A 22,286-nucleotide genomic window follows, 5' to 3' on the forward strand; every position below is an offset into this window, starting at 1 on the left:
CCTCCCCATTCTTTTCAGGAAGCAGAACCGTCAGGAGCCTAAAATGACCAAGCTATCCATTCTGGAATTGGGACGCGTCCGTGAAGGTGGATCACGCCGAGATGCGCTGAATGAAGCGCAGGCGCTTGGTGTTCACGCAGAAAAGCTGGGCTTTACGCGGATCTGGGTTGCAGAGCACCACAATATGCAAGCGGTCACGACCGCCGCGACACCTGTCGTCGTTGGACATATCGCGAGTGCGACGTCCAGAATTCATGTGGGTGCGGGTGGTGTGATGCTGCCCAATCATGCTCCGTATGTCGTTGCAGAACAGTACGGGACTCTTGCTGAGCTTTATCCGGGCCGCCTTGATCTCGGGCTTGGCCGTGCACCTGGGACAGATCAGATGACATTGAGAGCGCTTCGCCGGGACCCAATGGATTCAGAGCGTTTCCCTCAGGATGTTGTCGAGCTGCAAATGTTCCTGGGAGAGCGCCAGCCAGGACAGCGTATTGAAGCTGTGCCGGGATCAGGCACGCATGTTCCGCTGTGGATTCTGGGGTCGAGCCTGTTCGGAGCGCAGCTCGCAGCGCAACTTGGTTTGCCGTATGGCTTTGCATCGCATTTTGCGCCACAGGCGCTCGATACGGCGCTGAAAGTCTACCGTGAGCGCTTCAAGCCGTCCGATGCGCAGGCAGAACCATATGCCTTGACGGGACTCAATGTCATCGCCGCGGAAACGGACGAGGAAGCTGAATACCTTGCAAGCTCTCAGAAAATGTCTTTTGCCAATCTTGTGCGCGGTCAGCGCGCTCTGATGCAGCCACCGATCGAGGATATTGATACTTATTGGACGGCTCAGGAAAAAGCGCAGGCGCAAGGCATGCTGGCCTGTACTGTCATTGGCGGGCCGGACACCGTTCGCCGGGGTATCGACGCGTTTATCGAGCGCACGTCAGCGGATGAACTGATGATCGTGTCCGATCTCTACGATCCACAGAAGCGATTGAGATCGTTCGAGATTATTGCCGACGTTCTTGGCGTGTCCGATGGCCAGCCGCATGTTCAGGATACGCGGGAAATGGCGAACCCGTCATAGCCTTTTGAACCGACGGTTTGGACGACGGTCGACTGGAGATTTGGGTTTGCGGACAGCATATCCATGAATTCACGGATCCCGCGTATGGCGGGATCTTCATTCTCAGGGTCAACAACGCCGCCATTTCGAATGACATTGTCAGAAATGATCAGCGAGCCTGGTTTGGTCAGCATGAGGATCCGTTCCAGATAGAGCGGATAGCTGACCTTATCGGCATCCAGAAAAACAAAGTCGAATGGCTCAACGCCATCATTGACCAGAATATTCAGGGATTTTTCTGCCAGACCCACGCGGATGTCGACCTTGTCGGCGACGCCGGCGCTCTCGAGATTCTGGCGTGCCAGCCGTGCATTGCGCTCAAAGAGTTCCAGCGAAATGAGTTTTCCATCCGCGGGCAGGGCGCGTGCGAGCCAGATGGTGGAATAGCCAACCAGCGTACCAAGTTCGAGAATGCGTCTTGCGCCAAAGGATTTGGCAAACAGGTGCAGCATGGCACCTTGTGCGGCAGATACGGAAATCGGTGGAATGTCTGCGTCGATCGCAGACTGGATGGTCTGTTTCAGAGCTGCGTCTTCTGGAACGAGGAGATTCTCGATCCAGGCATCTGCAGTGATTGCGGTCGCGTTTATATCCATGATCGGCATTCAGTTGGCTTTTCCTCCTGAATGCCGATTTGGGATGCGAACTGCAAGAGGGGTTAGTGGTCTTGCAGCAGGCTACCGAACCCGTCGATTTTATCTGTGATGCCGTTGGAGCGCAGCGCATGCCAGTATGTCGCTGTGTTGATGGCGATGACTGGCTTACCAAAGATCGGCTCTGCCATCGCAGCGAGCGCTGCCATTGGAAGGTTTGTGCCAACCTGAACAAGCGCATCAACATCTGAATTGTCGAGCTGCTTCAGGGTTTCGAACATGCTCTCGATCGGGGTCTGCGCGATGGCTGTCCAGCTCGGACGCTGAAGCGGGATATCGCCTTTCACCTCAAAGCCGGCTTCGGTGAAGTACTGGCGAACCTGTTCGTTCGCTGCCGGGAAGTATGGAGAGAGGAAGGCAATCGATTTGATATTACCATAAGCACGCAGGGCTTCGGCCGTTGATGTGGAGCCAACGCTGACGCCAACACCACCGGAACGGTCCGTGACCTGCTTTTCAAATTCTGCAGCGCCCTTCAGGCCACCATAGAACGTTACAGCGGACATGCCCATGACCAGATAATGCGGATCGCATGTCATGACGGAATCGATCGCATCAATGACGCCTTCGCTGATGACATGGGTCGCTTTCATGAAGGACTCATTGTCGATGGCCTGAGCGTTTGGCGTGAAGACGCGGCTATAATGGTTTGTTACGCCAGCTGGACGCATGTCCTCAAATTCCGGCTGAACCACCGTGTTGGTAGAAGGGCCGAGAATGCCGAAAAGTTTACGCCAACCCAGTACGTCCTGCATGTCTTACTCCGTCTCAATCTGAGTGAAGCTGAACGAGACAAGAAACCAGAGTTTTTGTCAGGTTATTTCCGTTGAGAGATCGACAGGCGAATAGGGTTAGCTGGCTTGCGCGGCCTGATGGCTGTCGCGGGCGCGCGTCGGGAAGGCACGTTCGAGGCGTTTGGATATGTCCTCTTCGGTTGCTTCATCGACAATCCCAACGCGAAGAAACTCTTTGCCTGACGGGTCATTGATCAGAACATACCGCACGCGTGTTTCCCGGTTCGCAAAGCGTGTGTCGGATCCGGTTTCTTCCAGTGCAAGGTTTGCCGTCGCTGCAGCGCCGCCATCGAGAAAATTGTTGACCACTTCGCCGGTGTACCAGGAGCCGACGTCGCTGGCTTCAATCTTCAGCGGCACGTCGCCGTTCAGGCCCCAGACATGTCCATCTGACGAAAACCCGATGGCAGAGTGACCATAGCCATGCACATATTCGAATTCGGCCAGCGTGAGATTTTCAAGCCGTTCTCTTGCTGCATCGGAGACTTTGTTCTGGTGTTTGGCCGCGACATAGCGAAGGCCAAAGACGCCGACAACCGCTATGAGCGCGCCAATGGCAAATACGGAAAGGGTGACAATGTCCATGCGGGCCTCACTCTACGCTTTTCGTGCAGCTCACTCTCCATCTGGTCCTGGAGTTGCGGCGCACGGATCTCCATACATGCCACCCTGATCGATGCAAAAGAATACCCAGTTTCCGGGATTGACCGGCTTATCACCGTTATTATCACCGAGATAAGCGACGATTTCGACACCAGGATAGCCCTGCGCAGCAAGCAGCGGTCCGACAAGATCATAGCGTGCGTCTTTCTCGCTCGCACCATCCGGGCGCGCGCGTGTCAGCAGTATACGGAAGTCTTCACCGCGTTTCAGCCCGAGATCGGCGAGATTTTCTTCAGTGGCGAGTTGTTCGGTATCAGACCGGTTGGTGACAAAGGCAACATGGCCTCCAGCTGCGTTGACTGCTTCGAGAAAGTCTTCCGCGCCCGGCACGAGGGTCGCTGACTTTTCCTGCGTCCAGTCATACCAGCTCTCACTTGTATAGCTTTCGCCGATGGATTCTCGGCGGATCTGATATTCGACATTGTTCATGACGGTTTCATCGAGATCGAGCACCACCGCCCAGGTGTTGTCTTTACGCGTGACTGCATTCTCAAGCACATATGCCTTGGCTTCGTCATAGACGGCGATCGCTTCATCCGCCCAGCCTTCGCCTGCCGCGACCCAGGCCGTACCGGGTTTGAGGTCCACCGATGTCGTTACAGCGCTTGTTGTCGGCGCAGCCGGAGGCGCTGTGTCGACAGTTGAGCATGCACCAAGAAGGGCGACAGAAACGAGAAGCAGATTGCGCATGGGTGGCCTCAAAGACGATGCTGACAGGCCTGTCTTTCCAGACAGGGCGGGCGACTTTTCTTGCGTGTTTCGGTGCGCAGGTAAAGTAACCGACCTGCTTTATGATTTCGTCAGCCCGAGCTTTGCGGCCTGCAGAGCCGCTTCCGCGCGTGTCGAGATACCCAGTTTGGAATAGATCGATTTAATGTGACTGGAGACGGTGCTTTCTGCCAGGCCGAGCGATTTGGCAGCTTCGGCATTGCGAAGGCCGCGGCCGATCAGGCCTAAAACTTCCCGTTCGCGAGGTGTCAGCTCGCTGTTCTGTTCGGGCGGCGTGGCAGTGTTCTTGAAATGATCAATGATCCGGCGCGCGATGGATGGCGACAACACCGGAATGCCCTCCTGCATCTGGCGAAGATGGCGGACGAAAACATCAAAGGGTGAGTCCTTCAGAAGATATCCGCCTGCGCCTTGAGAGAGCGCTGCGATGACGGACGCATCATCTCCCATAATGGTCGCAACCAGAATGAGCGCATCTGGTGTCTTCTGAGACAAATGTCGGATGACCTGCGTGCCAGACCCGTCTGGTAGCCCCAGATCGACGATGGCGATGTCAAAATCATGGCCTTCAATGGCGTGTTTGGCTTCCCGCACATTCTGCGTTTCACGAATGTCGCAAATGTCAAAAGCGGTGCGCGCCGCCTCGCAAAGCCATTGGCGTGTTTCGGCGATGTCCTCGACAATCAGAACCTTCTTCATTGGATGTGTCCCTCACGCGGCAGGCTCGCACTGAGGCGTGCGCCGGCTGATCCTGCCTCCAGACTGAAAGCACCGCCAAGACTTTCCACGCGCGCTTTCATGTTTCCGAGCCCCTGACCAAGTGTCACCGTGCCGATGGCGAAACCCTGACCATTATCTTCGATATGAAGCTGAACCTGAAGCTCTGTGACACGTATGGAAACGGTCAGACGATCTGCACTGGCATGCTTGATCGTGTTGCTGGCGGCTTCGCGTACCAGCGAGCGTAGCGCGTGAATGAAGCTTGGTGACAGCAGAAGGGCGCCTTCGGATTCGAGCGTCCAGTCGAGCGCAATGCCATGCGGTTCGAGGCGGTCTGCCGTTTCGGCTCTCAAGTCCGCAAGCATTTCCTCGAGCGGCAGGACGGGGCTTTGCGCATTGTTGATGACATCGCGCAGATCGGCGAGCGTATCGCGGATCTGCGTGTCCTTGCGTTCAGGTGTTTCAGAATGCAGGGCCCGCATGAGCTGTGCACCAATATTATCATGGATGTCGCGAGCGATACGGGTGCGTTCCTCGGAAACGCCGCGGTCATAGGCGTGACGGCTCTCATCGGCATGGCGCATCAGGCTGACCAGTTGCTCGACGAGCGCGCAATCGCGCGGCGTGAAGAGGCTGCGCCCCTGTTTCGGGTAGCGTATCTGCAGTGCTGGAGCGACGCCGACCGATGGAATGGACAGGGCAATGCCTTCCTCTTCGAGGCGTGTTTCAGTTGTCTGACTGGTTTCCATATCGAGCGGCTGGAAATGGTTCTGAAGCAGGCGCTCCCAGGCGGCAATACGGTTTTCGGGGGATGGCTGGAGTGATGCATCCAGAACCTGGTGAAACAGTTCGGTTTCATCCGAGCGCTTGCCCCTGGTGACCCGTCGCCAGATTAGGTCCCGAAGCGGCAGATAAAGCAGCGCGACGAGGAGCAGGGAAGCGCCAAGCGCTTGTCCCGGTTCCAGTGTCAGAAGACCAATCAGCGCGACGTCGAGCGCGATCAGCAGAATGGCGGCGGAGACATAAAAGGCGAGCGTGTAGGCCCAGCCGCCAAGATCAAACAGGCGATAGCGCAACAGCCCCACGGCCAGACCAATGTAGATCACAAGGAAAAACGCGAAGGCATATTTTTCGACCAGCAAAGGTGGCTGGTTGAACGTGATCGGAATTGCGACTGTTGAAATGAAGGCGCCAGCCCCGAGAATGGTTGCGGTTCCGAGCCAGACAGCGATGGCGCGTTGTCTCGGGTCATGCCGGGCGATGAAAATCTGCCCGATGACGGCCGCCACGATTGCAATCATCTCGATGAAGGTGATCGCCTGAACTTCTTCGAATTTCTGGTACGGGCCAAAAGTCCGCAGCAGTGTCCATGCGCTGAAAAAGACGACCGTGAATGTGCAGAAAGTGCGCCAGCGTGGCAGCTGTCCCGGATAGATAATGAACAGACAGGTGACGATAATGCCGAAGCCGGAGGCGCCAATGATATTGCCACGTATCAGCGCGATAAACTGCGCGTCGGACAAAAGTAGCGCTGTTGCCATTCCAGAAGCGGAAAAGCAGAACAGCAGAGTCATCAGGCCGCTGGCGGCGAATAGAATGGCGGCGACATTCCTGGGCTTCAGCGCCCAGATCCAGGCCGACACCAGATAGGCAAGCAAGCCGGTTAGCAGCGAAACCCAGTTCTCAGCACCGGTCTCCCAGATTGGGCGCCATTCCTGAACATTCCAGGTCCAGCCTGTGATTGGCATGAGCAGCAGAAGCGCAAAAAAGGCGAAAGCGCCGCCACCAAGCGCCGCCAGCGCGATCAGGCGGGCAAAGGGGGGAATTGAGAGGGTTCGGGCTGACATTCTGTCCAGACTCCGGGAGGCCTCCCGCGGAGAAAGTCGGGAAGCGTTGATGATGTTGTTTGAGGTGAGAGACCGTCCGGGGCGCTAGTCCTCAGTCGGGGCTTCGTCAGGAGCTGGCGATTTCAGATAGGTGTCCAGAAATTCGACATAGGCATTGGACGCTTCGATCCGGTTTGCCTTCTTGCTGAAGCCGTGGCCTTCATCGTCAAAGACAACATAGGTGACGGGGACATCATTTGCCTCAACGGCCGCAACGATTTCATCGCTCTCGACTTTCAGGACGCGCGGGTCATTTGCACCCTGAATGACCATGAGTGGCACTTTGATGTTTTCAGCGTGAAACAGTGGGGAGATCGCGCGATGTCGCTCTCCATCCGTCGCTGGATCGCCCATTTCATCATAGAGCGCTTCGCGGAATGATTCCCACCATGGCGGGATGCTGTCCAGCGTGCGCACCCAATTCATGACGCCGAAGATATTGATGCCAACCTTGAAAACTTCCGGTTCAAAAGCGAGCGCTGCGCCAACCATATAGCCACCATAGGACCCGCCAATGATGCCGATCTTATCTGCGTCGACCCATTCCTGTTCGGCGAGCCATTTTTCCGCATAGACAATATCCTGCAGATCAACATCACCGTGCTTTTTATCGTCCATATGGAAGAAGGTTTTGCCATATCCGGATGAACCGCGATTGTTGGCGGCAAAGACGACATAGCCGTGATTGACGAGATGCTGGATGGTTGCGCTGTATCCGGCGCGGCTTTGGCCACCCGGACCACCATGCACATAGACAAGTGCCGGGGCGGGTGTTTCGGCAGAGGCTTGTTTCGGGACGTATAGAATCCCCGGAATTTCCAGGCCGTCATAGCTTTCATAGCGGACGACTTTGGCGTCTACGAGCATATCCTCGTCAATTTCGGGGTTCATTGCGTCGGTCAGCTGGCTTGTCTCGCCGCTCTCAATGTCGATCACCCAGAGATTGTTTGGAGAGGTGTCGCGACTGAGCATCAGTGCAATGCGGGTTTCATTTGCATTGAAGCGCACATTGCCGATTTCACCGGCCGGAAGGTCCGGTACGAAGCTCTCGCCGGTTGTCAGGTCCCGGATCGTGACTGTGGTACGCCCGTCCTCATTGATGCCGTAAACCTGATAGTCGCCGGAACGGGTATAGGTGACGTAAGACACATCCCAGTCCGCTTCGATTTCCGCAGCTTTCGCGCCTGTTGATACGTCATAGGTCCAGGCTTGCGTGAATTCACCAAATTCGTTGGTTGAATAGACGAGTTTGCTGCCATCCGGGGTGAAGTCGTAAATACCGTGAGCGATATTGCCTTCATGCTCGGTGATGAGGGTCGTTTCGCCCGTTTCGATGTTTGCAAGATAGAGATCGGAGTCCGCGCTGGTGCGTTCTTTTGACAGAGCGATCAGCGTACCATCGGGAGAGATTGCACCCGGACTGAAGCCTTCATCATTCTGATAGATGAGTTCGCGCGAATAATCGTCGGCGTTATATTCATACACATCGAAGAAGCGCGCATCGCGCTCATTCGTGATGATGAAGAAGCTCTCTCCATCTGCGGCCCAGCCTGCAAATCCGGCCTTTGTGTCTTCGGTTGGTGTGAGGTCTGTGACTGTACCATCCGGATCCAGCACGAAGATATGGTTTAGTTCATCGCCGCCACGATCATGATTGAACAGGACGCGTTCATCATTTGGGAAATAGCCATCCGGGAAGCTGGAGTCGGTATTGGTGGTGAGCTGGCTTGCTTCGCCCGTCTCAGCGTTCACGGCATAGAGATTGAAAATGCCGGTTTCATCCGAGGATACCAGAATTTTGCTGCCGTCGGGTGAGAATGCAAAGCCACTCGAAGCGGTCATGACATAGCTGGTCGTATTGAAGAAGGCTTTAGCGTCATACACGGCAAATTCGGTTGCCGGTGTGGTGGCCGCCGTTTCGGCGTTGGGTTCAGGCGTTGTCTGGCTGTTCACAGAGCAGGCCGCCAGCAAAGCCAGCGCCGCAGATGTCATCAGTAAATTTCGCATGTGTGTCCCCCGCCATATTGGAAGACCTGAGTGAACCCAACTTTCTTTTGCCGTGCAATAAGTAAATCTATCGCTGGGTGCATTGCGCCATAGGCATTGCCTCTGGCTTCAATGCGAGCTCCGTCAGATTTGCGGTCGGGCCTCGGCTAATTTCGGGCCACCGCGTGCTGTATGCTGCAGTGGCCATCCAGATGGATCTGCATACTACTCGGCCAGCACGGAAACGCGGATTTTATCACGTGAGGATGCCTGTCGCGGCATTCCAGCCTGCCAGCCGTACAAGCTTGCGACGATGCCTATCAGAAGGCCGACAAGGCAGACGAGCCATGCTGGCAGTGTGGCGAGCAGATCTGCAGCCTGGTGCCAGCTCTCTGAGCGCGCCCAGGTATAGTAACCATGATACATGACCACGTTTCCGACGAGCGCGAGGGTGAACGGAACAGCGGGTTTCCGGTTTCGAATATCCCATAGGACCAGAGTCAGGAGGAAGACGATTGTGAATACGAGGGATGCGTCAGCTGCCTGTCCGAATTTCGGAAGTTCAGCAAAGGTTTCGATCTTGAAGGGTGGAATATTGTTGGTCAGCAATCGTGCGAACGATGGCCCGATAAGCAGTGTGACCGTAGCGAGCATATAACGCGAATGACGCTGGACATCACGGCGATGCCTGAGAGCCAGCGCGAAGAAGGTACAGAAAAGAATCGATCCGATCAGGTCAGCCGTCGCGAGCCGGACACCAAACATATCGTGGAACGGCCCTTCACTCTGCAGCGTGACAAGCGTTGTCAGCAATCCACCTGCGGTGAAGACGGGAACCAGCAGCAGGCTCGACCAACCGAACCAGATGTGAATCTGACGTTTGCGGTGCTGTATGGCGATGTTCTGGGTCATGAGGAGCACGATCCAGAGCGTGGCCGTCAGGCCATGCAGGTGATGGGCAAACGAGGCCTCGCCAAAGACGGCAAAATAGGATGGCCAGAACGCCCAGATTGTCAGCAGCAGAAACGCGCCGACATAGTAGTGTGAATATCGAAATGGTCGCATGATCGCCTCCTGGATGGTCAGGCGACGGTTCCACGGGCTGGGAGAAGACGGCAATGCGCGGTCACGGCATGTCCGTATTCGGCATGACCGTGACCGGATTTGGCCGGATGTCCGGTCTGATATAGATTATCCTGAAACAATCTGAGCGGGTGGAACGGGTGTGACAATCGGAGACGGGTCGGAGAAGCAAAGCCCTCGCCTGATCGGCTGGAAGCGGATTGCCGGACATCTCGGCTGCAGCGAGCGAACAGCGAGACGCTGGGAAGCGGAGGAGCGCCTTCCTGTGCATCGGCAGGTGCATGAAAGCAAGAGCACGGTGTTTGCTTACGGTGAAGAGCTTGATGCCTGGATCCAGACGCGGCAACTGGCGGGATCAGCGGCGCCTGCCCCATCAACGGTTACAACTGCGCCAAATCCCGGGCAGACGGGACGTCGGTTCTGGATGGCCGCCGCATCGTTGGTGCTGCTCGCGGGCCTGAGCGTCGGTGCGTTCTTTCTGTGGAATCTGCCCGGCAAAGACGTTGAGACTGGTGCTCTCACAAAGCTGACAGACGATCCGGTCGCGCTTGATCTCTATCAGCGCGGACGCGCGCTGTGGCATCAACGTGGTGAAGAAGGCAATCGACGGGCCATTCTTCTGCTCGATCAGGCTGTTGAACAGGATCCTGACTTCGCAGAAGCCTGGTCCGCGCTTGCCAGTGCATGGGCCACGTTTCCAAACTATGCTGATGATCTGCCGATAAGTCAGACAACCAGTGAAGCCTTGCTGGCCGCGCACAGGGCGCTGGAGCTTGATCCGACCTTGTCCGAACCGCGTACATTGATGTCGGAAATTGCGGCCGAGCGCGGCGAATGGCTCCGGGCCAGAGAAATCTATGAAGAGGCGATCAGGGCCGATCCTGGAAATATGACGGTTCTTGTCTGGTATGCCGGGTTTTATCGGAATGTTGGAGAGATTACGAAATCACTGGAGCTGACCAGCCGTGTACTTGCCGTTGAACCCAGCTCACCCACCGCTCTGTCAGAGCATGCGATGAATACGTTCTTCATGCGGGATAAGGCAGAAGGCGAGGCCAGGTTGGACCGGCTCTGGAATGAACTCGGCTTTCAGGTGTCGCTCATCTGGTATGGGAAGTGGTCAGCGCTGGTGTTCAGGGAGGAGTTCGAAGCTGCCATCGACTGGGGCCAACATTGTCCCTTTGAGGCGGTTTGCAGACTGTTCGATGAAACGGCGCGGGTGCTTCAGGCGCCTGATCCTGCGAGACAGAGCGTGCTCGTTTCCGATATCAAATCCGGATATCAGGAAGGTCTACCCGGATTTCTCGGCGTGGGACTGCTTGAGCTTCTGGGAGAGGTCTCGGAGATGACGGCTGTCGTGAATGACGAGATCGACAGGACAGGCACGTTTGTTACGCCCGTAGCTCTCTATTCGCCCGGAACGCCAGCCTTTCGGGAAGGTCCGGACTTTACGGACATTGTCACGCGGATCGGCCTGATGGATTACTGGCAGGCGGCAGGTCCACCCGATTTCTGCGCGGCCGAACCGGACGCACATGTCTGCCGCCAGCTATTGGAGTAGCGAGGCGGACCGGAGCCCGCCTGGCCTGAGGCTATCAACCCGCTTTTTTCTTGGCTTCCAGTGCTTCAATCTTCGCTTTGTCGCCAATGAACACCGGAACCTTCTGGTGCAGCTTGTCGACCGGCATTTCCAGAAGTGACATGTCGCCATTCGTCGACGAGCCGCCCATGGCATGGATGAGGAAGGCCATAGGGATGGCTTCATAAACCAGACGCAGCTTTCCCGTTTCATAGCCTTTGAAGTCGGCGGCCGGATAAGCAAACAGTCCGCCCTGCAGCACCATCCGCTTCATGTCGGACACCATGGAGGCAAACCAGCGCATATTGTATGGCTTCTTGCCGTTGGTGGCCTGAAGGTTTTCGGCGACATAATCCTGCAGCCACTGGCCCCAGACGGTCTGCATCTGCCCATTAATGGCCAGAATGTCCGCTGATGGCATAGGCTCGGTCAGCTGGACCAGTGTCCAGCCTGTGTCTGTATCGAACTGGCCTTTGTAAACCTTGTCGCCGTCTGCAAAATAAACCTCAAGGTTCATGCCGAAGACGAAAAAGCCGCCGGAAATGATGTTTCCGCCGTGAAAGTCCTTGGCCTCGTCAGCGTTTTTCCAGACACCGAAAATGGCGCCGGAAGGAATGCCGATCAGAGCAGATTTGGAACCGTCGAGCGGATCAAGCGCGACGCTGTAAGGACCGTCGGATGTCTTGATCATATCCGGACGCTCTTCGGACACGACATAGCGACAGTAAGGGTCTTTGCTCAACGTTTCGAAAAAGGCCTCGTCCGCGATAACGTCCAGTTCGATCTGATCGTCACCGGATTCATTGCTGGATGTCGCGAATTTCAGACCTTCGCCTTTTTTCAGCTCGCCATAGATTTTCTCAGCAGCTGAAAACAGCGCCTGATAAATGCCATCCATATTTTCGAGCTGACTTTTGAACGTCAAAGACATTTCCCCACAATCCCCACTATGATGTGAAACAGATAATGGCTCTCAATGAAGCATATCTGTGCCGTTTGGAATGGCTGAGCGGAAGATTTTTTCCGTGTCAGCGAAATTGCGCGATATCCTGCTTACGACTGGCTGCATTGGCGGTCCTTACCGATTGGAGCAGGTCATCGAGTTGCGACCGATCAAAGGTACGGCCATTGGCGAAGACACGTTCAATGCTTTCGCTGGCTGAAATATCATTCAACGGGTTCTCGCGGAGCAGTACCAGATTGGCGTCATAGCCTTCGACAATCCGTCCTGCGGTCATGCCCATAAAGTCGGCAGGTGCGGAGGTTGCCGATTTCAGCGCCTCGGCTGGAGACATCCCCGCCTGCTGCATGGCCAGCAATTCGTCATGCAGGGAAAAGCCCGGAACCATGACCGGAACATTTGCATCCGTTCCCGCAAGCACCGTCACGCCTGCTTCAAGGAAGGCCTTATAAAGAATGTCCTGGGCTTGCGCATAAGCTGTCCAGTAGCGCGTATAGCGTTCTTTCCAGTCGTCGGTCTTGTAGCTTTCCGGTAGACTATAACGATTGGTACCAGGCAGCCAGCCCATGGCCTGTCCTTCAGCAATGCCTGGATTGACGTATTCCAGCTCAACGGCCTTCAGCTCGGGCTCAAGGTCTGTGATCTGCGCGGCAAAGGTATCAATGAGAGCCAGGGTCCCGGTCACGACAATGTCGTTCTCGCGGGTCTTCGCCGCGACATCAGCGCTGCGCTCGCGCACATAGTTCAGAAAGTCTTCGGTATTTTTGCTGTTATAGCCGCCAAACTCCCGATCCAGGACTTTCACGAACTCCTCAACATGGGCGATTTCTGATTGATTGGATGCCCAGAGGTCTTTCAGCCCTGCGGCGATAGGAATATGTCCGACGAACGGGGTTGAAAGCTCGGCTGTATCGCGGCTTGCGGCCTGATAGGCTGGCAGGCTGAGAAAACTGCTGGCTTTGAAGCCATCGAAACCGGCCGCCAGAAGAGAACTCACCGTGCGCCGCACATCGCTATCGGAGCGCACCACATTGCGCTCTGCGGTCATATCAACCCATACACCCTCGGCAAAATTATAGGTCGCAAGCTGCGCGGCAATGACGAACAGGTCCGGCCCGATCGCACCGGATTCAATCTCGTCTTTCCACTTCAGATGCAGGTTCGTGCCGTGCATTTCGCGAACGGCGGTCACGCCATTGGCAATGAAGAGCAGAAGGTCATTGCGACTTTTCCAGAGATGAACATGGGAATCGATCAGTCCGGGGATGAGGTATCCACCATCGCCGTCGAGAACGTCTTCACCAGACGTCGCGCTCAGATCCGGCCCGATCTGAATGATTTTGCCATCTTCGAGCAGAATGGACTGGCCTGACAGGAAGGCGTCACCGGCTTCGCTCAGGATATTCACATTGGTTAGCAAAACGCGGCCGGTCCGGTCTTCCGGTGCGGCACGTTTGGCGAGTTCGGTATGTCCGCCGAACATTTCCACGACGGCGTCACGCACAAAAAGATACGTGCCAGCTGCGCTCAGCAGGGTGAGGCAGAAAATGGCGATGGCGATCCGAATGATCCAGGTTTTCATGGTCAGTCCCCTCTTTTGTTTATCCCGGATTGGCAATGCGGCCATCCCGACCAAACTAGTCACTGTCTAGATTCTGATAAAACGCATAAACTAGACACTGTCAAGATGGTGTGTCATAGAGGCTGGCGAAGGAGCTTTCGGCATGTCAGACGCTAAGAAGACCTATCATCACGGAGATTTGGCCGTAGCCCTGCTCAAGGCGGCGGAGGTTGAGCTGTCTGAAACGGGGATAGAGAAGTTTTCCCTTCGCGCTGTCGCAAAGCGGGCGGGGGTCAGCCATGGTGCACCGGCTCATCATTTTGGTGACGCACGTGGTCTGCTGACGGCGCTGGCAGCTGATGGCTATAAGAGATTGCTTTCCGTGCAAACCGCGCGTGAAGTGGCGGCTGGCTCAGATCCCCGGGACGTTCTGATTGCGTCTGGTCTGGGATATCTGGACTTTGCGCAGGCCAATCCGGAATTGTTCCGGCTGATGTTCAATTCATCTATTCCGAACCGGGAAGATGCACGGTTTTTCGATATCGCTCTGGCCGTTTTTGACCATCTGGTCGATCGCATTCAGAGCGTGACGCAGAAAAACCCTTATGAAGACAAGGACAGTATGCTGGATCTGATGACCAGTTGGTCTGTTGTGCATGGTCTTGCCGAACTGCTGGTCTCGGGACGCGCCGAACGCCCCCTGAACCTTGCGAGCCTGACGGACGTCGAGAAGGAAGCGGCGCTCGTCTCCATTCTGGACCGGGCGAACCGCTCTATCCTGGTCTAGCCCTCGATCTCGGTGATCATGTCAACGCGTGTGCCGTGACGCCCGCCTTCGAATTCGGCGTTCAGAAAGGCATCGACAATATCCAGTGCGAGACCTTCGCCGATGACACGTGCGCCCATGGACAGCATGTTCGCATTGTTATGCTGTCGGATCATGCGGGCCGAAAACGTGTCTGAGCAGACGCCGCAGCGAATGCCTTTGACCTTATTGGCCGCCATCATAATGCCCTGACCCGTGCCGCACACCAGAATGCCAAGATCGGCCTCACCAGACGCGACTTTCCGGGCCGCTGCCTCACCATGCTTTGGGTAATGCGTGCTCTCAGACGTCATCGGACCGATATCTTCGACGTCATAGCCTTTGGATGTGACGTGGGCTGCAATGTTCTTGCGGAGCTCAATATCGGCATGGTCGCTAGAGATTACGATGCGAAGCTTGGTGGTCATGCTGAATGGCCCTCTTGTCAGGCGTTCAATAGGTCATTCCCTGTATCTTGGGGGATGCGCATCTGGCAAGGTCGTCGACCGAGACTGATAGGGGGTCCTAGGATTTCTTTTCTCGGCAATATGGAAAAGGACAAGTTTCGATCTCAAACACCACTGCTTTTAGATTGCCGGATATGCTAATTATATATTGATCAAATTAAATTGGCCCTGTTAAGAATTGAGTATGCAATGGCGTGTCGGGAGCGAGGCATTGCAGTCTTCTTTTTGGGGGAAATCTTGAAAAAAGTTTCATATTTTTGTCGGGCTGGCCTTGTAGGCCTGGCTTTTGTTATGGGCGCAGTTACGCCCGCACTCGCAGGTCAGAGCGGTCCAGCGCGCGTTGTGAACAATGCTGCACAAGAAACGGTGACGATTACACCGTTTGAAGATGGTTTGCGACGAAACAAGTATCTGGTTCAGACTGAAGGTAGCCGCAATTATTGGTATGCCGACGGTGGTTCAAAGAATGCGGGCCCTGGAGAGTCCGGGCGTGAAACCAATCAGCAGGATTGGTGCCGGGTGCGTTATCTCTATGGCGATGATGTGCGTATTCCCGCTTGTTGGGATCATTTCATGTATTCCAGCCATTTGATCACAGGTCTGGACGGAACGCATTATGAGCTTTGGTTCTCACCAAGCAGCTTGAGCTATTACAAGATTCGTAACCAGGAAACGGGTCTCTGGTATGCTCATGATGGCAGTAAGAATGACGGACGCGTCTACACGACGAAAGACGACTGGTGCCGGATCATTTTCTTCCACATGAATGGCATCGTAAAACGCCCGAAAGAGTGCGATGCGTTTGCCGCTGCGCAGGTCAATGCAATTGCTGGCAACTCGGGTCCAGAAGCGCAGCGCCAGGTTCTCGCTTATGTTAAGTCCATGATGGGTGAGGAGCCAAAATATAATTCGAGGGGCGAGCAGTCAGAACTCGCAGGCCGAGCTGAAAACAGTGCCTTGGGGCTCATCACGATGGCTTCGGAGGAGGGCTTCTCAGAAGCCATTAGCCAATTGGCACCCGGTGGGCGCATTGAGAAACTCGACTTCCACCGCACGTCTGGTTTTCTTGCCAACAAGAGCGCTCCGGGAACCCCGACGGTTAAACTGCGGGCGGCCGGAGCCGTTTCAGGTATCGTGGTCGGGGCTGCTGTTGATTACGGCATCGACAAGATCAAGGATGAGGCGGGTTTGCGCGCGCAGGACGCAAATGCAGGCTGGATTGCGGCAGAAACGGTTTCGACAACGGTTGCGAGTACCGCGATCAGTACCGCGATTATGACAGCATGTGGCGCCTCGTTTAATCCGGTCGTTGCCGGCGTCGGGTTCGTGGTTGCAGGAGGTGTCGCCGCCGGACAGGAAATCGCGAAAGCCAGTGAAGATACCGGTATTCAGTTTGAGGATAATTATGGATCCCAGCTTCGATATAATCGCGATCTGAACAGTATTAGCGACCGAATTTTTGCGCAAAACAATCCGGAGGGAACCTTCTTTTGGGAGCCGTGCGCAATAGAAGGGGAAAGATGCGAGTTTACTGGCCTGCGATCTGTTCGGTACGGAACGGCGAAACTTTCTGCCGATGGACAGCAAATGCTTGCAGACCAGGTTGTCGATGGCGCTTTCGTCAATGGTGTGGATTGCACAAACGCGGCACTCGGAAAAGATCCGGCGCCAGGCGTGGTGAAGAAGTGCTATGTCGGAGCACTGAACTGGGATCGTCGTGCTACGTATTTCGTGAAGGACCACCTCAACCCGACGATCTGGTTCCAGATCGATTCCGGGCGCTATTGCGTTGTTCCGAATATGGATGTGATGAATGCCTATGGCGGAACTGGCCAGGTCCGTGTTGTCCACAAAGTCGAATTGAAAGGTCAGAACGAAGGGATCTGCCCGCTGCCGAATGGCCTGTATATCGTTCATGGGTCTCCGGCTATTTACTATCTGACCGGTGAAGACAAGACGGGGCGCGGTGGACTTGAGCGTCAGGTCGGTAATCGCCTCTGCGAGTTTCCTGACATGCAACGCTTTAACGAAGTTGGTGTCGATATGAGCATGGTTCAGGGTATTTCCGACAGAGCTGATATCTTCCGGTCACGGAAAAGCATGGGTGCTTGTGCGCCGGGTCAGTGGGTCGGTGCTACCAACAACCTCAGTGCCTCGGATGTTGGTGACCGCTGGGCAATTACACGGACCCCGCAAAACGGAAATTTCACGATTGTACGTATGGATAGCTATGCGCAAAACTGGGAGTATATTCCAGGTGAAGCCGTCCGTATCGGTGGTTCACATGATCAAGCTTGGGTCTCTCAGGCCAATGGCAAGGTTTATCGCTGGACCAAGTCTGGCTGGGAACACCTGCCCGGTAAGTTGGCGAAGGATGTCGGTGATGGCTGGATCATCAGCGACGAAGCAACTGGCGGTGGCTATCGGATCTATTACTATGATGATATGTCCAAGAGCTGGGTAGAAGCTGGTGGCGCAGCCGTGCGTATTGGCGGCACCCGGACGGACCCCTGGGTGGTAACGAGCAGCAATGACGTTTTCCAATGGGTTAATGGTGGCTGGCAAATGCGCCCGGGCATCAAGGCATTCGACGTTGGACAAGGATGGGCGCTTGCGACATCTGCATCGAATGGATCTGTGGTCTATAAGTGGAACGAAAAAGACAAGAGATGGGACTGGAAACCGGGCGGACCACACGTCGCGATCGGTGGAACGCAGGAATATCCGGCCATCATCAACCAGCAGCGTGAAGGTCACGCCGTCTATAGCTGGCGCTAGGCCAAGCAAGCGACTGATACGAAAACGGCGGGTTCATGCCCCGCCGTTTTTAATTCCGGATCGTGGTTTGTTATTCCCACTCGATCGTGCCGGGTGGCTTGGACGTGATGTCATAGACCACGCGGTTGACGCCTTTGACCTCGTTGATGATGCGGGTCGCAACGCGGCCAAGGAAGTCATGCGGGTATGGATAGTAATCCGCCGTCATGCCATCGGTTGAGGTCACGGCACGCAACGCCAGAACAGCCTCATAGGTGCGAAGATCGCCCATGACGCCGACCGTGTTGACGGGCAGAAGCACGGAAAAGGCCTGCCAGATTTCATCATAGAGACCTGCCTTCTTGATCTCTTCGATATAGATCGCGTCGGCTTTGCGCAGCGTGTCTGCTTTCTCGCGGGTAATCTCACCCGGAATACGAATGGCAAGGCCCGGGCCGGGGAAGGGATGGCGGCCGATAAAGGGTTCAGGCAGACCAAGCTCGCGGCCGAGGGCGCGCACTTCATCCTTGAAGAGCTCACGCAGCGGCTCCACCAGCTTCATATTCATGCGCTCTGGCAGGCCGCCGACATTATGGTGAGACTTGATGGTCACGGACGGGCCACCAATGGCGGAGACGCTCTCAATCACGTCAGGATAAAGCGTGCCCTGAGCCAGGAAGTCTGCGCCGCCAATCTTGGTGGCTTCAGCGTCAAACACGTCGATGAAGAGACCGCCGATGATTTTGCGCTTCTTCTCCGGGTCTGAAACGCCTTCCAGCTTTCCGAGGAAGAGCTCTGATGCGTCAACATCGACCAGCGGGATGTTGTAGTGGTCGCGGAACAGGTTGACGACCTGTTCGCTCTCGCCCAGGCGCATCAGGCCGTGATCGACATAGACACAGGTCAGCTGGTCGCCAATGGCTTCGTGGATCAGGACGGCTGCAACGGAGGAGTCAACGCCGCCGGATAAGCCGCAGATCACGCGCTTGTCGCCGACCTGAGCACGAATTTTCTCAATGGCTTCTGCACGGTAGGCCGCCATGGTCCAGTCGCCCTTGAAACCCGCGACATTATGCGTGAAGTTTCGCAGAAGCTGGCGACCATGAACGGTGTGGACGACTTCCGGGTGGAATTGCGTGCCGTAGAAGCCGCGCTCCGGGTCGGAAATAACAGCGAAGGGTGCACCTGGAGAGCGTGCAACGACGCCAAAGCCGGGAGCCATTTCGGCGACATGGTCGCCATGGCTCATCCAGACTTCTTCCTTGTCGCCGCCGACAAACATGTCTTCGAAAAGCGGGTCGTCGGAAACTTTCTCGATAAAGGCGCGGCCAAACTCGCGGCTGGTGCCGCCTTCAATCTTCCCGCCGAGCATGTGAACCATGGCTTGCTGGCCATAGCAGATGCCGAAGATCGGTACGCCGAGGTCAAAGACTTTCGGGTCCGGAAGCGGGGCATCCTTCCAGTAAACGCTGGAGGGGCCACCCGACAGGATGATCGCCTTGGGCTTGTACTCATCCAGAAAGGCCGAATCGACCTTGTTGTAAGGGTGGATTTCGCAATAGACGCCGCTTTCGCGGACGCGTCGTGCGATGAGCTGGGTCACCTGAGACCCAAAATCGATGATGAGAAGATGTTCGTGCGCCGTCATGGCGCTCTATAGGCTGGAGTCGGGTGAAAATTCAATTCCTGAGTCGGAGAATCCTCCGCGTGGGACCGATTAATTGTCTCTCATCCTCCAGCCGTGCCTCTGGCGTAATGGTCGCACGAGTGTGACAAACATTGAATGACGTCCAAAAAGCACAAGGCGCGCGTGACTGCTGCTCATTTGATCATTCGATCAATCATCAGGCCTGGAACCCAGATTCAGAAACTCGCTTTGTTCCGGCCCTCCATCTGCGGCGCCCCGAATTTTCTGCGTGTTGGAAAGAACGGCTGACATAGCCCATGTGAAACAGTCTTTCGGACCGGCTTTCAGATCTCGCGCTTCGACAGATTTATTGCCCATAAATTGTAGAAGTTTGCGTCGAAAATAACGGGTTTCTTTTTCTGGTTGACTATATGTGAGCGATTGGTCACTACTATGTAAGTGAGCACTTACATATGGAGGGTGGTCAGAGATGTCGGGTTTTGAATGGGCTCTTGCCTTGCAAGTGGTGTGGGTCGGTGGCCAGATTTTGGCGGGCTTACTGATTGCAGATTTCGTTTCTGGTTTTTTCCATTGGATGGAAGATCGATATGGCGGGCCCAGCTGGCCCATTGTTGGTCCACTGATCCGTGCAACCATACGTCATCACAAAAAGCCGCTCAGGATGACAAAGGTTGGATTTGCGAAGCGCAATGGTCCAACTCTCTTTATCGCGGGCCTGTTTCTATTGGGGTTTGTGGCTTTAGGCTGGGTCAATCCGATGACGATTACCGGAGTATTGTTTGGTGGTATGGCCAATGAATTCCATAATTGGGCACATCGTAAACCGAGCGAAAATGGAATGGTGATCCGATTTCTGCAGAAATCAGGTATCATTATTTCCTTTGAAGAGCATGCAAAACATCACCGAAACAAGAAGAATACCCATTACTGCGCCGTGAATGGATGGCTGAACGCGCCCCTGGAACGCATTCGTTTCTGGCGTCGACTGGAAGCTCTGATCCGGGTGTTTGGAAGATTTCGCCCGCGTCGCGACCCTACGGTTCGGCGGCGTCCGATTCAGGTGTAGCTCGTCATCAGCTATGAGCTGAAACGTCTAACCATTCGCCGTCTGGTTCGTAGCCGAGGATGTCGGCTCGGCAATATGGTCCGCTAAAGCGGTAATGATTGACGCCGGGCATTACAGCCTCGCTCCAGTCTGAACCTTCGACAAGAAAAAGCGGGTAGGGAAAGTCCTGGCCGGCAATCGAGGGGTGATCATCGGGATCAAGCGACCAGTTGAGTGCGTGAGCTGACATGTCGGCGCCATTGCTGACGACCAGTGCGTCTACATAGTCAAACCTGAGACGGAGAAACCGCGAAGCTGGGCCGACTTTCTGGGCACCGATGCCTTCCAGAGCTTTTTCAGCGTCCGAATGCTTGGCGTTGGGGACGTAATAGGGATCGCGTGGAATGAGATCCAGTATGAGGACGCCGCCCGACCATGAAAAGCGCAGATCGAAGAGTTCATTCGGAAATGCGCCAAATGTTAGAATCGGGGTCAGCGTCTCCATCAGAGGCTAACTCGCCTTCTGCAATACGGCGAAGAAGAAGCCGTCCGTGCCCGCCTTGCGAGGCGTAAGGCGCACGGCACCGCCCGGAATCTGGTTCTGACGTACCAGTTGGGCCCCTGCTTCGGTCAATTGGCCGGAGGCAATCGCTTCGGAGGCTGCATCCAACTGCTTGAACTGATCGTTACGCTCCAGAAACGACGTCACCTGGTCTTCGTCTTCCTCGGCAAGAAACGAGCATGTGGCATAGAGAAGACGCCCACCGGGTTTCACAAATTCTGCTGCCTTATCAAGGATCTCGCTCTGCTCGGCATTACGCTTTTCCAGTGCGGATTCTTTCAGCCGCCATTTGGTGTCCGGCTTGCGACGCCATGTGCCCGTACCTGTGCAGGGAGCATCGACGAAGACGAGGTCCATCTTGCCGCGCAGCACTTCAAGGCTCTCAGGCTCCTTTGGATGGCAGAGCTGAACATTGTGTGCGCCAGATCGTTTCAGTCGCGGAATGAGTGCTGACAGGCGTCTGCCATCAATGTCGTAGGCGAAGACCTGGCCTTTGCCTTCCAGCATGGCGGCCAGAGCAAGTGTTTTACCGCCACCGCCGGCGCAATAGTCGAGGACATTATCTCCGGGCTGCACGTTTCCTGCGGAGGCTGCGATCTGCGAGCCTGCGTCCTGCACCTCAACCCAACCCTTTGAATAAGCCGGAATCGTTTGAAGACTGGTTTCGCGTTCCGACGGGTCTGGAGCTGGAATATGGTACCCGTTCACAAGCAATTCGGAGGCCTTGCCGCCAGCTGTTTTGACCGCTTTTCCAGCTTTCTCCGGATCAGCTTTCAGCGTGTTGATACGAAGATCAACCGGTGCGCGGACGGACATGGCCTGTGTTTCAATAACCAGATCTTCGCCAAAGACCCGTTCGAGATGTGGGGTCAGCCATTCGGGGAAATCGCCCTGAATATGTGGCGGCGCCGTTGGATCCGGCGCGAGAAGAAGGCCTTCACGCTCCTCGCCGGTCAGTGGCGCGGGGGCGTGCTCGTCTTTGAGTGCGGTTTCAACGGCTTTCAGATCCCAATCCCAGACATGACGCAATGCGCCCAGAATGAGCGCGCGCGGTGCATCGCTTTGCATGGCGTGGGCAAGTGAGTTGCGATGGCGCAGAGAGTCCAATACCAGCCCGGACACCCAGGCACGGTCCTTGGCACCGGCATAGCGTGCGCGTTTGCCCCAGTCGCGCATGGCAGACTTTACCGGCTGGTGTCGGTTCAGAATATCGTCGAGCACCTGAATGGCTGCTTCGATTCGTCCGCCATTTTTCATAGTTCGTGTCTTT

General features: G+C 55.6%; 19 protein-coding genes. 5 read left to right on the top strand and 14 right to left on the bottom strand.

The window, feature by feature from the left end; all coding sequences use genetic code 11:
• The first annotated feature begins 43 nt into the window (after nucleotides 1-43).
• Nucleotides 44-1,078 carry an LLM class flavin-dependent oxidoreductase gene (locus ACFQDM_RS08770; protein ID WP_377378172.1) on the top strand — a complete coding sequence of 345 codons (1,035 nt, stop codon included), beginning with the start codon at nucleotides 44-46 and terminating at the stop codon, nucleotides 1,076-1,078.
• On the opposite strand, the gene ACFQDM_RS08775 is transcribed toward ACFQDM_RS08770, so the two are convergent.
• The 8 genes from ACFQDM_RS08775 to ACFQDM_RS08810 all read right to left on the bottom strand — a co-directional run bounded on the left by ACFQDM_RS08775 (nucleotide 1,045) and on the right by ACFQDM_RS08810 (nucleotide 9,613).
• Nucleotides 1,045-1,722: an O-methyltransferase gene (locus ACFQDM_RS08775; RefSeq protein ID WP_377378175.1), complete on the bottom strand. Its 678-nt coding sequence runs from the start codon at nucleotides 1,720-1,722 to the stop codon at nucleotides 1,045-1,047. The genes ACFQDM_RS08770 and ACFQDM_RS08775 overlap by 34 nt on opposite strands.
• A gap of 53 nt (nucleotides 1,723-1,775) precedes the next feature.
• Nucleotides 1,776-2,525 carry a maleate cis-trans isomerase family protein gene (locus ACFQDM_RS08780; RefSeq protein ID WP_377378178.1) on the bottom strand — a complete coding sequence of 250 codons (750 nt, stop codon included), beginning with the start codon at nucleotides 2,523-2,525 and terminating at the stop codon, nucleotides 1,776-1,778.
• A gap of 96 nt (nucleotides 2,526-2,621) precedes the next feature.
• On the bottom strand, nucleotides 2,622-3,149 hold the full coding sequence (locus ACFQDM_RS08785) for a hypothetical protein (RefSeq protein WP_377378181.1): 528 nt from the start codon (nucleotides 3,147-3,149) through the stop codon (nucleotides 2,622-2,624).
• A 30-nt stretch (nucleotides 3,150-3,179) separates the two neighbouring features.
• Nucleotides 3,180-3,917 (bottom strand): HAD family acid phosphatase, encoded by a 738-nt coding sequence (locus ACFQDM_RS08790; RefSeq protein WP_377378183.1) that lies wholly within the window; start codon nucleotides 3,915-3,917, stop codon nucleotides 3,180-3,182.
• Nucleotides 3,918-4,016: 99 nt separating this feature from the next.
• A complete protein-coding gene (locus ACFQDM_RS08795; RefSeq protein WP_377378187.1) occupies nucleotides 4,017-4,655 on the bottom strand; it encodes a response regulator in 639 nt (212 codons plus the stop codon).
• Nucleotides 4,652-6,523, bottom strand: a complete 1,872-nt coding sequence (locus tag ACFQDM_RS08800; RefSeq protein ID WP_377378190.1) for a sensor histidine kinase — start codon at nucleotides 6,521-6,523, stop codon at nucleotides 4,652-4,654. Before ACFQDM_RS08800 ends, ACFQDM_RS08795 begins: the two co-directional genes overlap by 4 nt.
• Before the next feature lie 84 nt (nucleotides 6,524-6,607).
• Entirely contained in the window at nucleotides 6,608-8,569 is a 1,962-nt protein-coding gene (locus ACFQDM_RS08805) for a S9 family peptidase (RefSeq protein ID WP_377378192.1), read from the bottom strand.
• Nucleotides 8,570-8,773: 204 nt separating this feature from the next.
• Nucleotides 8,774-9,613, bottom strand: a complete 840-nt coding sequence (locus ACFQDM_RS08810) for a hypothetical protein (protein ID WP_377378195.1) — start codon at nucleotides 9,611-9,613, stop codon at nucleotides 8,774-8,776.
• 160 nt (nucleotides 9,614-9,773) lie between these two features.
• On the opposite strand from ACFQDM_RS08810, the gene ACFQDM_RS08815 reads away from it, so the two are divergent.
• Nucleotides 9,774-11,192 (top strand): tetratricopeptide repeat protein, encoded by a 1,419-nt coding sequence (locus ACFQDM_RS08815; protein ID WP_377378198.1) that lies wholly within the window; start codon nucleotides 9,774-9,776, stop codon nucleotides 11,190-11,192.
• 34 nt (nucleotides 11,193-11,226) lie between these two features.
• On the opposite strand, the gene ACFQDM_RS08820 is transcribed toward ACFQDM_RS08815, so the two are convergent.
• Both ACFQDM_RS08820 and ACFQDM_RS08825 read right to left on the bottom strand, forming a co-directional pair.
• Nucleotides 11,227-12,135 carry a hypothetical protein gene (locus ACFQDM_RS08820; protein WP_377378200.1) on the bottom strand — a complete coding sequence of 303 codons (909 nt, stop codon included), beginning with the start codon at nucleotides 12,133-12,135 and terminating at the stop codon, nucleotides 11,227-11,229.
• Between the two features lie 103 nt (nucleotides 12,136-12,238).
• On the bottom strand, nucleotides 12,239-13,753 hold the full coding sequence (locus ACFQDM_RS08825) for an amidohydrolase family protein (RefSeq protein ID WP_377378202.1): 1,515 nt from the start codon (nucleotides 13,751-13,753) through the stop codon (nucleotides 12,239-12,241).
• A 142-nt stretch (nucleotides 13,754-13,895) separates the two neighbouring features.
• Here ACFQDM_RS08825 and ACFQDM_RS08830 point away from each other — a divergent pair, with 142 nt between their 5' ends.
• Nucleotides 13,896-14,519, top strand: coding sequence for a TetR/AcrR family transcriptional regulator (locus ACFQDM_RS08830; RefSeq protein ID WP_377378204.1), 624 nt, complete (start codon nucleotides 13,896-13,898; stop codon nucleotides 14,517-14,519).
• Here ACFQDM_RS08830 and rpiB read toward each other — a convergent pair.
• Nucleotides 14,516-14,965: a ribose 5-phosphate isomerase B gene (gene rpiB / locus ACFQDM_RS08835; protein WP_377378206.1), complete on the bottom strand. Its 450-nt coding sequence runs from the start codon at nucleotides 14,963-14,965 to the stop codon at nucleotides 14,516-14,518. The two genes, ACFQDM_RS08830 and rpiB, sit on opposite strands and share 4 nt — an antisense overlap.
• A gap of 276 nt (nucleotides 14,966-15,241) precedes the next feature.
• Between rpiB and ACFQDM_RS08840 the strand changes: the two genes are divergently transcribed.
• Complete coding sequence (locus ACFQDM_RS08840; protein WP_377378208.1) at nucleotides 15,242-17,782, top strand: hypothetical protein; 2,541 nt, start codon at nucleotides 15,242-15,244, stop codon at nucleotides 17,780-17,782.
• A 70-nt stretch (nucleotides 17,783-17,852) separates the two neighbouring features.
• On the opposite strand, the gene guaA is transcribed toward ACFQDM_RS08840, so the two are convergent.
• Nucleotides 17,853-19,409, bottom strand: a complete 1,557-nt coding sequence (guaA, locus tag ACFQDM_RS08845) for a glutamine-hydrolyzing GMP synthase (RefSeq protein WP_377378210.1) — start codon at nucleotides 19,407-19,409, stop codon at nucleotides 17,853-17,855.
• A 469-nt stretch (nucleotides 19,410-19,878) separates the two neighbouring features.
• On the opposite strand from guaA, the gene ACFQDM_RS08850 reads away from it, so the two are divergent.
• Complete coding sequence (locus ACFQDM_RS08850) at nucleotides 19,879-20,475, top strand: fatty acid desaturase CarF family protein (protein WP_377378212.1); 597 nt, start codon at nucleotides 19,879-19,881, stop codon at nucleotides 20,473-20,475.
• A 7-nt stretch (nucleotides 20,476-20,482) separates the two neighbouring features.
• Here the strand turns inward: ACFQDM_RS08850 and ACFQDM_RS08855 are convergent, their stop codons facing one another.
• Nucleotides 20,483-20,959, bottom strand: coding sequence for a hypothetical protein (locus ACFQDM_RS08855; protein WP_377378214.1), 477 nt, complete (start codon nucleotides 20,957-20,959; stop codon nucleotides 20,483-20,485).
• Between the two features lie 6 nt (nucleotides 20,960-20,965).
• A complete protein-coding gene (locus tag ACFQDM_RS08860; RefSeq protein WP_377378216.1) occupies nucleotides 20,966-22,273 on the bottom strand; it encodes an RsmB/NOP family class I SAM-dependent RNA methyltransferase in 1,308 nt (435 codons plus the stop codon).
• Nucleotides 22,274-22,286 lie beyond the last annotated feature (13 nt).

The sequence above is a fragment of the Ponticaulis profundi genome (genome assembly GCF_042659465.1).
Lineage (GTDB): Bacteria > Pseudomonadota > Alphaproteobacteria > Caulobacterales > Hyphomonadaceae > Ponticaulis > Ponticaulis profundi.

Bases quoted from the DNA above. Each gene is read 5' to 3' on its own strand.
- ACFQDM_RS08830 (WP_377378204.1), top strand. From the start codon at position 13,896: ATGTCAGACGCTAAGAAGACCTATCATCACGGAGATTTGGCCGTAGCC.
- ACFQDM_RS08825 (WP_377378202.1), bottom strand. From the start codon at position 13,753: ATGAAAACCTGGATCATTCGGATCGCCATCGCCATTTTCTGCCTCACC.
- ACFQDM_RS08775 (WP_377378175.1), bottom strand. From the start codon at position 1,722: ATGCCGATCATGGATATAAACGCGACCGCAATCACTGCAGATGCCTGG.
- ACFQDM_RS08795 (WP_377378187.1), bottom strand. From the start codon at position 4,655: ATGAAGAAGGTTCTGATTGTCGAGGACATCGCCGAAACACGCCAATGG.
- ACFQDM_RS08790 (WP_377378183.1), bottom strand. From the start codon at position 3,917: ATGCGCAATCTGCTTCTCGTTTCTGTCGCCCTTCTTGGTGCATGCTCA.
- ACFQDM_RS08855 (WP_377378214.1), bottom strand. From the start codon at position 20,959: ATGGAGACGCTGACCCCGATTCTAACATTTGGCGCATTTCCGAATGAA.
- ACFQDM_RS08860 (WP_377378216.1), bottom strand. From the start codon at position 22,273: ATGAAAAATGGCGGACGAATCGAAGCAGCCATTCAGGTGCTCGACGAT.
- ACFQDM_RS08770 (WP_377378172.1), top strand. From the start codon at position 44: ATGACCAAGCTATCCATTCTGGAATTGGGACGCGTCCGTGAAGGTGGA.
- ACFQDM_RS08785 (WP_377378181.1), bottom strand. From the start codon at position 3,149: ATGGACATTGTCACCCTTTCCGTATTTGCCATTGGCGCGCTCATAGCG.
- guaA (WP_377378210.1), bottom strand. From the start codon at position 19,409: ATGACGGCGCACGAACATCTTCTCATCATCGATTTTGGGTCTCAGGTG.
- ACFQDM_RS08805 (WP_377378192.1), bottom strand. From the start codon at position 8,569: ATGCGAAATTTACTGATGACATCTGCGGCGCTGGCTTTGCTGGCGGCC.
- ACFQDM_RS08800 (WP_377378190.1), bottom strand. From the start codon at position 6,523: ATGTCAGCCCGAACCCTCTCAATTCCCCCCTTTGCCCGCCTGATCGCG.
- ACFQDM_RS08780 (WP_377378178.1), bottom strand. From the start codon at position 2,525: ATGCAGGACGTACTGGGTTGGCGTAAACTTTTCGGCATTCTCGGCCCT.
- ACFQDM_RS08850 (WP_377378212.1), top strand. From the start codon at position 19,879: ATGTCGGGTTTTGAATGGGCTCTTGCCTTGCAAGTGGTGTGGGTCGGT.
- ACFQDM_RS08810 (WP_377378195.1), bottom strand. From the start codon at position 9,613: ATGCGACCATTTCGATATTCACACTACTATGTCGGCGCGTTTCTGCTG.
- rpiB (WP_377378206.1), bottom strand. From the start codon at position 14,965: ATGACCACCAAGCTTCGCATCGTAATCTCTAGCGACCATGCCGATATT.